This is a genomic window from Candidatus Pseudomonas phytovorans, assembly GCA_029202525.1.
Lineage (GTDB): Bacteria > Pseudomonadota > Gammaproteobacteria > Pseudomonadales > Pseudomonadaceae > Aquipseudomonas > Aquipseudomonas phytovorans.
In genome coordinates this window covers 951,841-967,000 of sequence record CP119325.1, presented here as the reverse complement: position 1 = coordinate 967,000, position 15,160 = coordinate 951,841, and the positions used below count along the sequence as shown (strand labels likewise).

Here is a 15,160-nt window from a genome sequence, read left to right as displayed (position 1 = left end):
CTAGAATGGCGGTAATTTTTTCCGGTGAAGCGATATGAACGACCAGCGCAAAGGCGACCACGCCGAACCCACCACCCATTTCGGCTACGCAGACGTCCCTGAGAGCCAGAAGGCGAAAAAAGTCGCCGAAGTGTTCCATTCCGTGGCCGCCAAGTACGACTTGATGAACGACGTGCTGTCCGGCGGCATGCACCGCCTGTGGAAGCGCTTTACCATCGAGCTGTCGGGCGTGCGCAGCGGCAACCGGGTGCTGGACATCGCCGGCGGTACCGGTGACCTGGCCGCCAAGTTCTCGCGCCTGGTCGGCCCGACTGGGCAAGTAGTATTGGCCGACATCAACGATTCGATGCTCAAGGTTGGCCGTGACCGCCTGCTCGACCGTGGCGTGGCCGGCAACATCGAGTTCGTTCAGGCCGACGCTGAAAAGCTGCCGTTCCCGGACAACCACTTCGACTGCGTGACCATTGCCTTCGGCCTGCGCAACGTCACCCACAAGGACGAAGCCATCCGTTCGATGCTGCGCGTGCTCAAGCCCGGTGGCCGCCTGTTGATCCTGGAATTCTCCAAACCGACCAACAAGCTGATGTCCAAGGCCTACGACGCCTACTCGTTCGCCTTCATGCCGCTGGCCGGCAAGCTGATCACCAATGACTCGGAGAGCTACCGTTACCTCGCCGAATCGATCCGCATGCACCCTGACCAGGAAACGCTGAAAAGCATGATGGTCGATGCCGGTTTCGACCGCGTTACCTACCACAACATGACCAGTGGCATCGTTGCCGTGCACCGGGGGATCAAACCCTGATGCTGCTGGCCGGGCTGCTCGCCAGCGTCGAACATGGCCTGAACCGCGTCCTGCGCATGGACAGCACGGCCCTGCCGCGGCTGGCCGCGCTGGAAGGCAAGGTCATCGAGATCGACTGCCGCCAACCGGCCCTGCAGGTGTTCATCCTGCCAGATGAAGACGGCCTGTTGCTCGCCGCCCACTGGGAGGGCGAGGTCGACTGCAGCCTGCGCGCACCGGCCGGCAGCCTGGCGCACCTGGCCCTGGCCAGGGACAAGACCGCCGTGCTGCACAGCCCGCAGGTCGAATTGCATGGCGACAGCGCCGTGCTGCTCGACCTGTTCGGCGTATTGCAAGACCTGGAGCTGGACTGGGAGCACGAGCTGCAACGCTGGCTCGGCCCTGTGGCTACGGCGATGCTGGCAGGCCACATCCGCCTGCGTGCACGCTGGACCCGTCAGGGTCTGGCGCGCTTCAGCCAGAACCTTTCCGAGTACCTGGCCGAAGAGTCCCGCACCCTGGTAGGCAAGCGCGAAGCCGAAGCTGCCTTCAGCGCGCTCGATGCCCTGAAGCTCGATACAGAACGCCTCGAGGCGCGCATCAAGCGCCTCTCCCGATCCCTTGATACCAGCGAAAACGCATGAAGCTGCTCGCCGTCCGCCGTCTTTTTCGCATCCAGCGTGTGGTCATCCGCTACCGTCTCGATGACCTGCTGTTCGAACAGCCAATGCTGCCCTGGTGGCTGGCCAGCCTGCGCCTGCTGATGCCGTGGCGCTGGCTGCCACGCAAACCCACCGAACTCAGCCGTGGCGCGCGCATGCGCCTGGCGTTGCAGGACCTGGGGCCGATCTTCATCAAGTTCGGCCAGTTGCTGTCCACCCGGCGTGACCTGCTGCCCACCGACATCGCCGACGAGTTGATGCTGCTGCAGGACCGGGTGCCGCCGTTTGACCCGAAACAGGCCGTGGCACTGATTGAAGCGCAGCTGGGCGCGAAGGTTGGCGAGGTGTTCAGCCGTTTCGACGTCGAGCCACTGGCTTCGGCCTCGGTGGCCCAGGTGCACGCCGCTCGCCTCAAAACCGGCGAAGAGGTAGTGGTCAAGGTAGTGCGCCCGGGCCTGAAGCCGGTGATCGCCCAGGACCTGGCCTGGCTGTTCCTGATTGCCAAGGCCGCCGAGCGCGCCTCGGCCGATGCCCGCCGCCTGCACCCGGTGGAAATCGTCGGCGACTATGAAAAAACCATCTACGACGAGCTCGACCTGCTGCGCGAGGCTGCCAATGCCAGCCAGCTGCGACGCAACTTCGAAGGTTCCGAGCTGATGTACGTGCCCCAGGTGTACTGGGACCTGTGCCGCCCAAAAGTGCTGGTGATGGAGCGCATCTATGGCGTGCCGGTCACCGACATGGCCACTCTGGCCGACCAGCGTACCGACATGAAGCTGCTGGCCGAGCGAGGTGTGGAGGTGTTCTTCACCCAGGTGTTCCGCGACAGCTTCTTCCACGCCGACATGCACCCAGGCAACATCTTCGTCAGCACGGTCAAGCCGTGGAGCCCGCAGTACATTGCCATCGACTGCGGCATCGTCGGCAGCCTCACCGCCGAGGACCAGGACTACCTGGCGCGCAACCTGATTGCCTTCTTCAAGCGTGACTACCGCCGTGTTGCCCAGTTGCACATCGATTCGGGCTGGGTGCCGGCACACACCAAGGTCAACGAATTCGAAGCGGCAATCCGCACCGTGTGCGAACCGATCTTCGAAAAACCGTTGAAGGATATTTCCTTCGGCCAGGTGCTGATGCGCCTCTTCCAGACTGCGCGGCGCTTCAACATGGAGGTGCAGCCGCAGCTGGTACTGCTGCAAAAGACCCTGCTCAACATCGAGGGCCTGGGCCGCCAGCTGTACCCTGACCTGGACCTGTGGAGCACCGCCAAACCGTTCCTTGAACGCTGGATGCGCGACCGCTACAGCCCCAAGGCTGTGTTCGGCAATATTCATGGCCAGGTCGAGCAGTTGCCGCACCTGGCGAACATGGCCCGCGACCTGCTTGAACGCCTGTCGCAGCCGCACTTGAACGATCCGCAACTGCCGGAGCGCCGCCGTCAGGGTGACCGCTGGGCGCTGCGCCTGCTGGGCGCCGGCCTGCTCGGCGGTGGTGCGGTGCTGGCTGCTGGCGCCGCCGAGGCCTCCAGCCTGGCCGCCCCGGCTGCCTGGCCAGCCTGGCTGATGCTGGCCGCAGGCCTTTACCTGATCGTGCGCCAATAGCCAGCCGCGCCTGTGGCTGGCACACTAGCGCAAAGGGCCCGGCACAGGAGCGGGCCCGTTTTGGAGTCGACGATGAAAGACTGGCTGGACGAGATCAAGTGGAACAGCGATGGCCTGGTACCGGCGATCGCCCAGGACCACAAGACCGGGCGCGTGCTGATGATGGCCTGGATGAACCGCGAATCGCTGGTTCTGACGGCCACCGAGCAACGTGCCATCTACTGGTCGCGTTCGCGTGGCAAGCTGTGGCGCAAGGGCGAGGAATCCGGGCATGTGCAGAAGCTGCATGAAATGCGCCTGGACTGCGACGCCGACGTGATCATCCTGATGGTCGAACAACTGGGCCATATCGCCTGCCATACCGGCCGTGAAAGCTGCTTTTATCGCGTCTATGAAGACGGCCAGTGGAAAATCGTCGACCCGGTCCTGAAGGACCCGGATGCCATCTACAGCGCAGGACACTGACATGAGCGACACCCTCAACCGCCTGGCCGAAGTGCTTGAAGAACGCAAGCAAGCGGCGCCCGACAGCTCCTATGTGGCCAGCCTGTACCACAAGGGCCTGAACAAGATCCTCGAAAAGCTCGGCGAAGAGTCGGTCGAAACAATCATTGCCGCCAAGGATGCCGAGGTCAGCAAGGATTACAGCGATGTCATCTACGAAACCGCCGACCTGTGGTTTCATAGCCTGGTGATGCTCAGCGCGCTGGGCCAGCATCCGCAAGCCGTGCTTGATGAGCTGGATCGCCGCTTCGGGCTGTCCGGGCACGATGAAAAAGCCGCGCGCCAGCCTTCGGCTTGAGCAAACAGAATTCTAGGAGAGCAGCATGGGTATTTTTGACTGGAAACACTGGATCGTCCTGCTGGTTGTCGTGGTCCTGGTGTTCGGCACCAAGAAGCTGAAAAACTTCGGCAGTGACCTGGGCGAGTCGATCAAGGGCTTTCGCAAGGCCATGAACGACGAAGAGAACAAGCCGGCCGAGCAAACCCCGCCGCCAGCCCAACCTGTGCCACCGGTACAGAACACTGCCCAGCAGCAACAGGGCCACACCATCGAAGGCCAGGCCCAGCCGGTCCAAGAGCCACAGCGGAAAGACTGACCCATGTTCGGCATCAGTTTCAGCGAGCTACTGCTGGTCGGCCTGGTCGCCCTGCTGGTGCTCGGCCCCGAGCGCCTGCCCGGTGCCGCGCGCACGGCAGGCCTGTGGATCGGCCGGCTCAAACGCAGCTTCAACAGCATCAAGATGGAGGTCGAGCGCGAAATCGGCGCCGACGACATCCGCCGCCAGCTGCACAACGAGCACATCCTGCAGATGGAAGAGGAAGCCAAGCGCATCCTCAACCCGATGACACCACCCGCGCAGCCACCGGTGACCACAGCCAGCGTGCAACCACCTGCCGGGCTCGAAGCCCGGCCGGTAGAAGCACCTGCCGCCCCGGCCACACCTTCTGAACCGCCTCAACCGCCGCGAGCCCCATGAGCGAGAATCCGGAACAAGACCAGCCAATGCCGCTGGTTTCGCACCTGACTGAACTGCGCACCCGCCTGCTGCGCTGCGTTGCTGTCATTTTCCTGATCTTTGCCGGGCTGTTTTCCTTCGCCCAGCAGATCTACACCATCGTCTCGGCGCCACTGCGCGATCACTTGCCAGCCAACGCAACGATGATCGCCACCGATGTGGCCTCGCCGTTCCTCACGCCATTCAAGCTGACCATGATCGTGTCGCTGTTCCTGGCGATCCCGTTCATCCTTCAGCAAATCTGGGGCTTTATCGCGCCCGGGCTATACCGTCACGAAAAGCGCATCGCCATCCCGCTGCTGATATCGAGCATCCTGCTGTTCTACGCCGGTATGGCCTTCGCCTATTTCCTGGTGTTCCCGCTGATGTTCAGCTTCTTCGCGGCGGCCACACCTGAAGGCGTGTCGATGATGACCGACATCGCCAACTACCTCGACTTCGTGATGACGCTGTTCTTCGCCTTTGGCGTCGCCTTCGAGATCCCGGTCGCCGTGGTGCTGCTGGTGTGGATCGGCGTGGTCGATGTGAAGTACCTGAAGAAGGTCCGTCCCTACGTGATCATCGGCTGCTTCGTGGTCGGCATGATCCTTACGCCGCCGGACATCTTCTCCCAGACCCTGTTAGCCGTACCCATGTGGCTGTTGTTCGAAGTCGGCGTGCTGTGTGGCAGCCTGATCCGCAAGCGCAGCGCCCACGACGAAACCGCCGACGACCCTGACGACCAGCCACCAGCGACCCAACCGTGAACCTGTTGCTTCTTGAAGAGGCCGACTTTGTCTCGGCCGACCGCGTCGTTCTGGCTGATCGGCGCTTCACCCACATGCAGGAAATCCACGGCGTAGCGGTGGGCGACAACCTGCGCGTGGGCCGCATAAACGGCCTGATGGGCAAGGCCACAGTGCTGCGCCTGGAAAAGCACGAAGCCGAACTGGAAGTGGCCTTCGACCAGCAACCACCGGCCAAGCTGCCGCTTACCCTGGTGCTGGCGGTGCCACGGCCGAAGATGCTGCGCCGGCTGTTCCAGACCGTGGCCACCCTCGGCGTGCCGAGGCTGATTCTGGTGAACAGCTACAAGGTCGAAAAAAGCTTCTGGCAAACGCCATTCCTGCAGCCAGACAGCATTCGCGCCAACCTCATCCTCGGCCTTGAGCAGGCACGCGACACTGTGCTGCCCGAGGTGATCATCGAGAAGCGCTTCAAGCCCTTCGTCGAAGACCGCCTGCCGGCCATCGCCGACGGCACCCTCGGTTTAGTCGGCCATCCAGGCCCCTACCCCGCCTGCCCGCGCGCCGTAGAGCAGGCCGTCACGCTGGCCATCGGCCCCGAGGGTGGCTGGATCCCCTATGAAATAGAACTGCTCGGCAAGGCTGGCCTGGCACCGGTACAACTGGGTGATCGGATCCTGCGGGTAGAAACCGCCGTGACTGCGCTGCTTTCGCGTATTTTCTGACGTAAACGTCACTTTCTCGCCCATCAAGTTTCCCCCTCCCGAGCCGATGGCCTTGGCAACACTACAACTATTTGTGCTGCCAAGCCGCCCGGGAGTCGTACATGTATCAATGGTTAGCCCAATCGCTGGGCAATGTGAGCGTCAATCGCAAACTGGGGCTGGGCTTCGGCCTGGTGCTGCTGTTGACCTTGGCCATCACCCTGACCGGCTGGCTCGGCATGGACAGTATCATCGACCGTGGCGACAAGCTGGGGAACATCTCGATGATCCATCAGTACACCCAGGACTTGCGCATCGCCCGCCAGCACTATGAACGCAACCGCGACAACGTAGCCGTGGCAGAGCTGGAAAAGGCGCTGGACGACCTGGAGCGCCAGATCCAGCTGATGCTTGGCCAGATCGAAAAGCCCGACGACCAGCAACGCCTCCAGCAGCAGATGACAGCGGTGCGCCAATATCGGCAGGCGTTCGCTGACCTCAAGCAATCCGCGGCGGACCCGGACGCGACGGAGCAGGCCTTGCGGCACATGGCCGAGCAAGGCACGGTCCTCTTGCAGACCAGTCAGGCAATGACAGCCTCGCAAACTAAAGTGCGCGACGCCGGCGCAGCCCAGGCCAAAACCCTGCTCGCGGCGGCCACCGCGCTGGCGCTGGTGCTGGGGCTACTGGCGGCCTGGGCCATCACCCGGCAGATCATCATTCCGCTGCGCCAGACCCTGCGCGCCGCCGAGCGCGTGGCCAATGGCGACCTGACCCAGAACCTGCCGGTGCAGCGCCGCGACGAGCTGGGCCAGTTGCAGGCCAGCATGCAGCGCATGACCCAGGGCCTGCGTGAACTGATCGGCGGCATTGGCGATGGTGTCACGCAGATCGCCAGCGCTGCCGAACAGCTGTCGGCAGTCACCGAGCAGACCAGCGCCGGGGTCAACAACCAGAAGGTCGAGACTGACCAGGTGGCGACTGCCATGAACCAGATGACCGCCACCGTGCACGAAGTGGCACGTAACGCCGAACAGGCTTCGGAAGCCGCCTTGATGGCCGACCAGCAAGCGCGCGAAGGCGACCGCGTGGTGGGTGAGGCTGTGGCGCAGATCGAGCGCCTGGCCGGCGAGGTGTTCAACTCCAGCGAAGCGATGAACCAGCTCAAGACCGAGAGCGACAAGATAGGCAGCGTGCTCGATGTGATCAAGTCGGTGGCCCAGCAGACCAACCTGCTGGCCCTTAACGCCGCAATCGAGGCTGCCCGTGCGGGCGAAGCCGGGCGTGGCTTTGCCGTGGTTGCCGACGAAGTGCGCAGCCTGGCCCAACGCACCCAGCAGTCGACCGAAGAGATCGAAGAGTTGATCGCCGGCCTGCAAAGCGGTACCCAGCGCGTGGCCAGCGTGATGGACAACAGCCGCCAGCTGACCGACAGCAGTGTCGAGCTGACGCGCCGTGCGGGTAGCTCGCTGGAGACCATCACCCGCACCGTGTCGTCGATTCAGGCGATGAACCAGCAGATTGCCACGGCAGCGGAGGAGCAGACGGCGGTAGCCGAGGAGATCAACCGCAGCGTGATGAATGTGCGGGATATTTCCGATCAGACTTCGGCGGCGAGTGAAGAGACGGCCAGTTCAAGCGTGGAATTGGCGCGGCTGGGGACCCACCTTCAGGGGTTGGTGGGGCGGTTCAAGCTCTAAACTGAGGGGCGGGCTGCCTGCGCTGGCCTCTTCGCGGGCACGCCCGCTCCCACAGGTATCGCGCAGGTTTCACGGGCTGCGCAGTACCTGTGGGAGCGGGCGTGCCCGCGAAGAGGCCGGTGCGGTTAAAGCACCTGGCGCAGGAACGCCTGAGCACGCGGATCCTTCGGAGAAGCAAAGAACTCCGCCGGTGCCGAGTCTTCCAGCAGCTTGCCGTGATCGAAGAACAACACCCGGTCAGCCACTTCACGGGCAAAGCCCATTTCGTGGGTGACGCAGACCATGGTCATGCCTTCCTGAGCCAATGTCTTCATCACGTCCAGCACCTCGCCGACCATTTCCGGGTCCAGTGCAGAAGTCGGCTCATCGAACAGCATGACCTTAGGCTCCATGCACAGGGCGCGGGCAATCGCTACACGCTGCTGCTGGCCACCGGAAAGCCGCGACGGGTATTCGTTGGCCTTCTGTGCAATACCGACCTTTTCCAGCAGCGCCCGGGCCTTGGCCTCGCGGTCCGCCTTGTTGCGCTTGCGCACCACCTTCTGTGCCAGGCACAGGTTTTCCAGCACGGTCATGTGCGGGAACAGGTTGAAGTGCTGGAACACCATACCGACTTCGCGGCGGTAGGCGTTGATGTCGGTCTTCGGATCGGCCAGCTGCAGGCCGTCGATGGCCACATGGCCTTGGTCGAAATGCTCCAGCCCGTTGAGGCAGCGCAGGAAGGTGGACTTGCCCGAACCCGACGGGCCGAGCACCACCACCACTTCGCCCTTGGCCACCTGAGTGGTGACGTTATCCACAGCCCGTACCACCTGGCCACGGGTGTCGAAGATTTTCAGCAGGTCACGGACTTCAATCACTTTGCGCAAGCCTCCGCTCAAGCCGGCTGGCAATGTGCGACAGCGGCAGGTTGATCAGCAGGTACAGGCCTGCCACGCAGAACCAGATCTCGAAGGTCGAGAACGAGGTGGTGATGGCCTCACGGCCGCTCTTGGTCAGTTCAGTGATGGCGATCACCGACACCAGCGAGGTGTCCTTGACCAGGCTGATGAACTGGCCGGCCAGCGGCGGCAGCACGCGTTTGAACGCCTGCGGCAGGATCACGTGGCGCATCGACTGGCCAGCATTCAGGCCCAGCGAGCGGGCGGCCTCATTCTGACCTTTGGTAATCGATTGCACCCCGGCCCGGACGATTTCAGCCACGTAGGCGCCGGTGAACAGCGCCAGCGCCGCCACCCCGGCAAACTCGCGGGACAGGTTGAGCACGGTGCCGATGAAGAAGTAGAAAATGAAAATCTGCACCAGCAGCGGCGTGCCACGCACCAGCTCGACATAGACGGTCGAAAGGTCACGCAGGGTCGGGTTGCTGGACAACCGGCACAAGCCAGCGAACAAGCCGATGACCAGGCCCAGGGCGCCAGACACTACCGACAGCCACAACGTGGTCCAGAGGCCCCAGGCCAGCGGGCCGGCTGCCCAGTGACGGGTGACACCAATCTGGTCGCCTTCGGCAACATCGTCGCCGCGGCTCAGTTGCAGGCTGTCCTTCGCCACGTCGAGCACTTGCTCGTCACCTTGCTCGTCCTTCAGCGTGACGCGGGCGTTATCGCCGGCAATGACGATGTCCTGCACGGTGCCATAACCGGCGGCCCGCTGTACGTCCTCGGCCTTGTAGGCGAAGTACTGCGGTACACGGTTCCAGCGCCACTCGTAGGACATCATCGAGGTGGCCATGTACAGGCTGATCGCCAGGCCGACCAGCACCAGGGCGGTCAGCCCGTGCCAGGGCCACTGGGCTTTCTTGTGTTTGATCACGTGGGGTACTTCCGTAAATGCGAACGCGCAGGGTTTGCCTGCGCGTCGGGGTCAAAGCCGGGCTTGTGGCCTGGGCCTTATTCCATGTCCTTCAGCCAGTCCTTGTTCTTGAACCACTTGTCGTGAATACGATCGTAGGTCCCGTCATGCTTGATCTGGTGCAGGAAGTTGTTGATGAAGTTGATGCTGTCGTAGTCGCCTTTCTTCAGGCCGAAGGCCAGCGGCTCATAGGTGAAGGGTTCTTCGAGGAACAGCAGCTTGCCAGCGCCGGCCTTCTCTACCGCTACCACGTTGTACGGCGCGTCATAGACGAAGGCGTCAGCCTTGCCGTTGACCACGTCCATCACCGCTTCCTGTTCGTTGTCGTAGCCGTGGTACTTGGCTTTGCCGATCAGCTTCTTGGAGACCATTTCGCCGGTAGTGCCCAGCTTCGAGGTCAGGCGGTACTTCTCGTTGTTCAGGTCCTTGTACGACTTGATTTCGCCGGCCAACTCTTTGCGGATCAGCAGGGTCTGGCCAACCACGATGAAGGGTTCGCTGAAGTTCAGGCGCAGGTTGCGTTCCTGGGTCAGGGTCATGCCGCTGCCGATCATGTCGAACTTGTTGGTCAGCAGGGCCGGGATGATGCCGTCATAGGCGGTGGAAACAGCCTCGAACTTGACGCCCATGGACTTGGCCATGGCTTTGAGGATATCGACTTCGAAGCCGATGATCTCGCCACGCTTGTTGGTCATCTGGAACGGCATGTAGGTCGGGTCCATGCCCACCTTCAGGGTGCCGCGCTTGACCGCGTCGTCGATAGCGCCGGCCTGGGCCGCTGTCACGGCGACCAGGGCGGTAACACCGACCATCAGTCGCGAAAGGTATTTCTTGATCATCACCAAGTCCCCTAGCAAGAAAAGTAGCGAATCTTATTGTGTTGGCACGGCCGTACTGGCCGAAGCTTCGTATCGGAGAAGGATGCTAACGCATGGCGGCCCGGGGACCTAGAGCTGGCGGGGACTTTGTTGGCCAAAAAACGGGGGAGCCCTGAAAAGCTTCGCGGGCACGCCCGCTCCCACAGGTACTGCACAGCCTTTGAGGCATGCGCTGTACCTGTGGGAGCGGACGTGCCCGCGAGGAGGCCCTGTCAGGCGCCGACGAGTGCCGGTTGGCCTTCATTCTCCGGATGCAGCGGCAGCAACGGCGAATGCGGGTCGTTCTTGATCGACGCACGCCACACATCGATCCACGCCGCATTGTGCTCTGCCCACATTTGCTCATGCAGGCGAGTCAGCGCCACCGGGTCGCTGAGCAGGGCCAGGCGGGTGTTGAGATCCAGCCCTTTTGGGCCGACCTCGATCGCCTTGGCCACGCGCTCGGCACGCAGCGCTTCGATTGGCGCCGCCTGGCCGTGACGGGCAGTGGCCATGGCGCAAGCCAGGGCGTTCTGGCGCGGGTCGACCACGGCCCGCACGAAGCCGTCATGCAGGGCATGCCAGCGGTTTTCGTGGGTGTACTGGTCAGTAGCCAGCAGCTCTTGCGGAGTGGCGTATTCCTCGGGGATGAGGAACAGCTTCTCGTCCTTGGCCGCCAGGCCCAGGCGAGTGCGGCTGGAGATCACCGAAACCGGGATCGACAGCATCAGCGAACCAACGATTGGCGCCAGCCACCACAGGAAGCTCGGGTTCAGCCAGGCCACCAGAGCAGCCCAGGCAATGCCCAGCAGGGTTTGCGGGCCATGGCGACGCATTGCCTCGCTCCACGGCGTGGAGTCGTCGTCGCGCTGTGGCGAGTTCCAGGTCGCAGCCCAGCCGAGGAACGCGGCCAGCACGAAGCGGGTGTGGAAGATCATGCGCACCGGTGCCAGCAGCATGGAGAACAGCATCTCCATCAGCATCGACAGCGTGACCTTGATACGCCCGCCAAACTCGACCGCGCCCTTGGCCCAGATCAGGATGATGCTGAGCAGCTTGGGCAGGAACAGCAGCACGATGGTGGTGGAGAACAGCGCCACGGCCTTCTCGGGGTGCCACTGCGGCCAAAGCGGGTAAAGCTGATACGGTTCGATGAAGTACTGTGGCTCCATCAGCGTGTTGGTCGCCAGCAATGCGGTCGACAGCACCAGGAACAGGAACCACAGCGGCGCCGACAGGTACGACATCACCCCGGTGAGGAATACCGCACGGTGCACCGGGTGCATGCCCTTGACCAGGAACAGGCGGAAGTTCATCAGGTTGCCGTGGCACCAGCGGCGGTCGCGCTTGAGCTCATCGAGCAGGTTGGGCGGCAGCTCTTCATAGCTGCCCGGCAGGTCGTAGGCAATCCACACGCCCCAGCCGGCACGGCGCATCAGCGCGGCTTCGACAAAGTCGTGGGAGAGGATCGCACCGGCGAACGCACCCTTGCCCGGCAACGGCGCCAGGGCGCAGTGCTCGATGAACGGCTTCATGCGGATGATCGCGTTGTGGCCCCAATAGTGCGACTCGCCCAGCTGCCAGAAGTGCAGGCCAGCGGTGAACAGCGGGCCGTACACGCGGGTGGCAAACTGCTGCATGCGCGCGTACAGGGTGTCCATGCCCGAAGCTCTCGGCCCGGTCTGGATGATGCCGGCGTCCGGGTTGGCCTCCATCAGGCGCACCAGGCTGCTCAGGCATTCGCCGCTCATCACGCTGTCGGCGTCGAGCACGACCATGTACTTGTACTCGCCACCCCAGCGACGGCAAAAGTCGTCGAGGTTGCCGCTCTTGCGCTTCACCCGGCGCCGACGGCGGCGGTAGAAGATGCGGCCGAAGCCTTTGGTTTCGCGGCACACGTCCAGCCAGGCCTGTTGTTCGGCTACGGCAATGTCGGTGTCGTTGGTGTCACTGAGCACGAAGAAGTCGAAGCGGTCGAGGTTGCCGCTGGCGGCCACCGACTCGAACGTTGCGCGCAGGCCGGCGAACACGCGCGGCACGTCTTCGTTGCAGATCGGCATCACCAGCGCGGTACGCGCCTCGGGAGCAATCGGCTCGTTGCCGGCGCTACTGCCCGAAATCTTGTATTTGTCGCGCCCGGTGAGCAGCTCCAGGAAGCCCATCAGTGCGGTCCAGAAGCCCGCCGACACCCAGCAGAACAGGATGCCGAAAAGCACCAGGATGGAGGTTTGCAACGCATACGGCCACACCTGCACCACCGTATCCCACAGCGGCTGGCTGAGGATTTCGTCGAGGTCGACGAACGACCAGCCCTGATACGGCAGGATGCCCTTCATGTACCAACCGGCGATGATGGTCTGGCCGATCATGAGGGTCAGCAGGATGTAACGGCGAATGGAGCCGACCGTGCGCCAGCGTGCCGGCGGCAGCTCGCGCTGGGGTGGCTGGGGCGCGTTGGGGCGGCCGGTCATGCGCCGCCACATGCGGATCAGCACGTTGGTGCGCCAAGGTTCTGGCACCACTTTGGTACGTTTGATCGGCGGGGCGATCTTCAGGCAAAGGCGCCCGCTGCCGTCGACGCCGAGCATTTCGGCATCTTCCAGCTCGGCGGCGCTGCCCACGGTCAGGCGCGGGCCCACCGAGGCCTGCACGGCCTCGGCCGCGTTGGCGGCCGGGTTGGCCGCCAGGCGTTGGTGCAACTCAGTGAACGACGTGCAGTTGGCGAGTTCCGCCCGCTGCTCGTCACTCATCGGTAGGTGAGCCAGGTATTCGCCAAGCGATACTGGCCTTGCGCTTGAGTTACTCATCGGCAGGCAACTGATAGCTCCAGGTCTCGGTCAGCACCTTCTCGGTGGTGGCCGGGGCCCCGTTGGTGGGCGCCGCATCGGCGGCAGGTTGTTCGGCCTTGGCAGGTTGCTCAGCCTTGACGGCCTTCTCGGCCTTGGCATGCTTGGCTGCGGCCTTGTCCTGCTTGGCGTCCTGGGCAGGCTTGGCGGGTTCGACCGGCACATCACGCAGCAGCGCGGCACGCATTTCAGTCGATTTGTTGGCTTCCTTGACCTTCAGGCGCAAGGTCAGGCGCCAGCCCTTGGTCTCAGGGTTATAGCGCAGATTGTTCTCGACCACCTCGGCGTTGTCGTCAACGCTGATCTGGCTGCGCACTACGGTGTCTTGCGGCAATGCGGCCAAGGCCGGGCCGGCGAAGTCGACCAGGAATGCCACGCTGCCGTCTGGCTGGCGGATCAGGTTGGATTGCTTGACGTCACCGGTGGAACGCAGGGTCTGCTTGACCGAGCCCAGCTCAGGCGCCTGGAACTTCGCCTCGTCGATGGTCCAGTGCAGGCGGTAGGCGTACTCGATCGGCTTGCCGGCTTCCGGCAGCTTCTCCGGGCTCCAGAAGGCAACGATGTTGTCGTTGGTCTCGTCGGCAGTCGGGATTTCGACCAGGTCAACGGTGCCCTTGCCCCAGTCACCCTTAGGCTCGATCCAGGCGCTTGGGCGCTTCTGGTAGTTGTCGTCGAGGTCTTCGTAGTCGCTGAAGTCACGCTGACGCTGCATCAGGCCGAAACCACGCGGGTTCTCGACGCTGAAGTTGCTCACGGCCAGGTGTTTCGGGTTGTTCAGCGGGCGCCAGATCCACTCGCCATTGCCGGCGTGGATCGAAAGGCCTTCGGAGTCATGCAAGGCCGGACGGTAGTTGAGGACCCTGGACGGCTGGTTAGGGCCGAACAGGTACATGCTGGTCAGCGGGGCGATGCCCAGGCGGCTGACCTGGTCACGCAGGAACACGCGGGACTGCACGTCGACCACGGTGTCGTTGCCCGGGCGCAGGGTCAGCTTGTAGGCGCCGGTGGAGCGCGGCGAGTCCAGCAGGGCATAGATCACCAGGTGCTTGTCGGCCGGTTTGGGCTTCTCGACCCAGAACTCGGTGAAGCGCGGGAACTCTTCGCCCGACGGCAGCGCGGTGTCGATGGCCAGGCCACGGGCCGACAGGCCGTACACATGGCCCTTACCGACGACGCGGAAATAGCTGGCGCCAAGCAGAGTCATGATCTCGTCTTGCTTGTCGGCCTTGTTGATCGGGTACAGCACGCGGAAACCGGCGTAACCCAGGTTCTTGGTGGTGTCCGGGTCATGTGGCACGTCACCGAACTCGAAGCGGCTCGGGTCGTACTTGATTTCCTCGACCTTGGTGGCGGTGACCTCGTTGATTTTCACCGGGGTGTCGAAGTGCATGCCCTGGTGATAGAACGACAGCTTGAACGGGGTCTTGTCCTTGGCCCACTCGGCCTTTTCCTGCAGGAAATGAATTTTCTGATAGTCCGCGAACTTCATGTCGCGGAACACCGCCGGCAGGTTGCTTTTGGGTGCATCGTACTTCTGGCCGGCGAGATCCTTTGCCTTGGCTGCAACATCGTCAAGATTGAATGCCCACAGCTGGCCCGCGCTCATCAGGCCGACCACTGCCACACTGGCCAGCAGGGCCTTGCGTAGCCCGATGCCGGGGATTCTTGATGCTTTTTGGGGACTAACAATCACGAGCAACCCTCGCCGAAAACAGATCATGAAACCAACGGCCAGCGACAAATGCCGGGTTGGCGAGCACTGTTCGGACCCCGTGAGGGCGTAATGATTCCCCAAACGGATCCAGACAATGCTCGAGTCAGAGTGAAACGAACCTGCGAACGCAGGTCCATGCAGCGCGCGATTATCCAGCAGGTCGCGTGACAACGCATCAGGCTGGAACAACTAT

General features: G+C 63.0%; 15 protein-coding genes. 10 read left to right on the top strand and 5 right to left on the bottom strand.

Translation table 11 applies throughout. The annotated features are described in order from the left end of the window. The first annotated feature begins 34 nt into the window (after positions 1-34). The 10 genes from ubiE (at position 35) to P0Y58_04185 (ending at position 7,696) form a co-directional block, all read left to right on the top strand. A complete protein-coding gene (gene ubiE, locus P0Y58_04230) occupies positions 35-805 on the top strand; it encodes a bifunctional demethylmenaquinone methyltransferase/2-methoxy-6-polyprenyl-1,4-benzoquinol methylase UbiE (protein ID WEK31410.1) in 771 nt (256 codons plus the stop codon). After that, on the top strand, positions 805-1,428 hold the full coding sequence (locus P0Y58_04225) for an SCP2 sterol-binding domain-containing protein (GenBank protein ID WEK31409.1): 624 nt from the start codon (positions 805-807) through the stop codon (positions 1,426-1,428). Before ubiE ends, P0Y58_04225 begins: the two co-directional genes overlap by 1 nt. After that, the gene (gene ubiB / locus P0Y58_04220; protein ID WEK31408.1) at positions 1,425-3,047 is read left to right on the top strand and encodes a ubiquinone biosynthesis regulatory protein kinase UbiB; all 1,623 of its coding nucleotides are present in this window, start codon (positions 1,425-1,427) and stop codon (positions 3,045-3,047) included. The genes P0Y58_04225 and ubiB overlap by 4 nt, the downstream gene beginning before the upstream one ends. A gap of 72 nt (positions 3,048-3,119) precedes the next feature. Then, positions 3,120-3,512, top strand: a complete 393-nt coding sequence (hisI, locus tag P0Y58_04215; GenBank protein ID WEK31407.1) for a phosphoribosyl-AMP cyclohydrolase — start codon at positions 3,120-3,122, stop codon at positions 3,510-3,512. 1 nt (position 3,513) lies between these two features. Further along, entirely contained in the window at positions 3,514-3,849 is a 336-nt protein-coding gene (locus P0Y58_04210; protein WEK31406.1) for a phosphoribosyl-ATP diphosphatase, read from the top strand. A gap of 25 nt (positions 3,850-3,874) precedes the next feature. Continuing rightward, positions 3,875-4,147, top strand: a complete 273-nt coding sequence (locus P0Y58_04205; GenBank protein ID WEK31405.1) for a twin-arginine translocase TatA/TatE family subunit — start codon at positions 3,875-3,877, stop codon at positions 4,145-4,147. 3 nt (positions 4,148-4,150) lie between these two features. Then, on the top strand, positions 4,151-4,528 hold the full coding sequence (gene tatB / locus P0Y58_04200) for a Sec-independent protein translocase protein TatB (protein WEK31404.1): 378 nt from the start codon (positions 4,151-4,153) through the stop codon (positions 4,526-4,528). Beyond that, positions 4,525-5,313: a twin-arginine translocase subunit TatC gene (tatC, locus tag P0Y58_04195; protein WEK31403.1), complete on the top strand. Its 789-nt coding sequence runs from the start codon at positions 4,525-4,527 to the stop codon at positions 5,311-5,313. The genes tatB and tatC overlap by 4 nt, the downstream gene beginning before the upstream one ends. Continuing rightward, the gene (locus P0Y58_04190; protein ID WEK31402.1) at positions 5,310-6,017 is read left to right on the top strand and encodes a 16S rRNA (uracil(1498)-N(3))-methyltransferase; all 708 of its coding nucleotides are present in this window, start codon (positions 5,310-5,312) and stop codon (positions 6,015-6,017) included. The genes tatC and P0Y58_04190 overlap by 4 nt, the downstream gene beginning before the upstream one ends. A gap of 101 nt (positions 6,018-6,118) precedes the next feature. Then, on the top strand, positions 6,119-7,696 hold the full coding sequence (locus P0Y58_04185; GenBank protein WEK31401.1) for a methyl-accepting chemotaxis protein: 1,578 nt from the start codon (positions 6,119-6,121) through the stop codon (positions 7,694-7,696). Positions 7,697-7,821: 125 nt separating this feature from the next. On the opposite strand, the gene P0Y58_04180 is transcribed toward P0Y58_04185, so the two are convergent. The 5 genes from P0Y58_04180 to P0Y58_04160 form a co-directional block, all read right to left on the bottom strand. Next, positions 7,822-8,556: an amino acid ABC transporter ATP-binding protein gene (locus P0Y58_04180; GenBank protein WEK33273.1), complete on the bottom strand. Its 735-nt coding sequence runs from the start codon at positions 8,554-8,556 to the stop codon at positions 7,822-7,824. Beyond that, entirely contained in the window at positions 8,549-9,511 is a 963-nt protein-coding gene (locus P0Y58_04175) for an amino acid ABC transporter permease (protein WEK31400.1), read from the bottom strand. Before P0Y58_04175 ends, P0Y58_04180 begins: the two co-directional genes overlap by 8 nt. Before the next feature lie 77 nt (positions 9,512-9,588). Then, positions 9,589-10,386, bottom strand: a complete 798-nt coding sequence (locus tag P0Y58_04170; protein WEK33272.1) for a transporter substrate-binding domain-containing protein — start codon at positions 10,384-10,386, stop codon at positions 9,589-9,591. Positions 10,387-10,640: 254 nt separating this feature from the next. Further along, positions 10,641-13,214 (bottom strand): glucans biosynthesis glucosyltransferase MdoH, encoded by a 2,574-nt coding sequence (gene mdoH, locus P0Y58_04165; GenBank protein WEK31399.1) that lies wholly within the window; start codon positions 13,212-13,214, stop codon positions 10,641-10,643. Next, positions 13,207-14,946 (bottom strand): glucan biosynthesis protein G, encoded by a 1,740-nt coding sequence (locus P0Y58_04160; protein ID WEK31398.1) that lies wholly within the window; start codon positions 14,944-14,946, stop codon positions 13,207-13,209. The genes mdoH and P0Y58_04160 overlap by 8 nt, the downstream gene beginning before the upstream one ends. Positions 14,947-15,160: the final 214 nt, after the last annotated feature.

Excerpts from the sequence above, each read along its gene's own strand:
- ubiE (WEK31410.1), top strand. The coding sequence starts at position 35 with ATGAACGACCAGCGCAAAGGCGACCACGCCGAACCCACCACCCATTTC.
- P0Y58_04225 (WEK31409.1), top strand. The coding sequence starts at position 805 with ATGCTGCTGGCCGGGCTGCTCGCCAGCGTCGAACATGGCCTGAACCGC.
- ubiB (WEK31408.1), top strand. The coding sequence starts at position 1,425 with ATGAAGCTGCTCGCCGTCCGCCGTCTTTTTCGCATCCAGCGTGTGGTC.
- hisI (WEK31407.1), top strand. The coding sequence starts at position 3,120 with ATGAAAGACTGGCTGGACGAGATCAAGTGGAACAGCGATGGCCTGGTA.
- P0Y58_04210 (WEK31406.1), top strand. The coding sequence starts at position 3,514 with ATGAGCGACACCCTCAACCGCCTGGCCGAAGTGCTTGAAGAACGCAAG.
- P0Y58_04205 (WEK31405.1), top strand. The coding sequence starts at position 3,875 with ATGGGTATTTTTGACTGGAAACACTGGATCGTCCTGCTGGTTGTCGTG.
- tatB (WEK31404.1), top strand. The coding sequence starts at position 4,151 with ATGTTCGGCATCAGTTTCAGCGAGCTACTGCTGGTCGGCCTGGTCGCC.
- tatC (WEK31403.1), top strand. The coding sequence starts at position 4,525 with ATGAGCGAGAATCCGGAACAAGACCAGCCAATGCCGCTGGTTTCGCAC.
- P0Y58_04185 (WEK31401.1), top strand. The coding sequence starts at position 6,119 with ATGTATCAATGGTTAGCCCAATCGCTGGGCAATGTGAGCGTCAATCGC.
- mdoH (WEK31399.1), bottom strand. The coding sequence starts at position 13,214 with ATGAGTAACTCAAGCGCAAGGCCAGTATCGCTTGGCGAATACCTGGCT.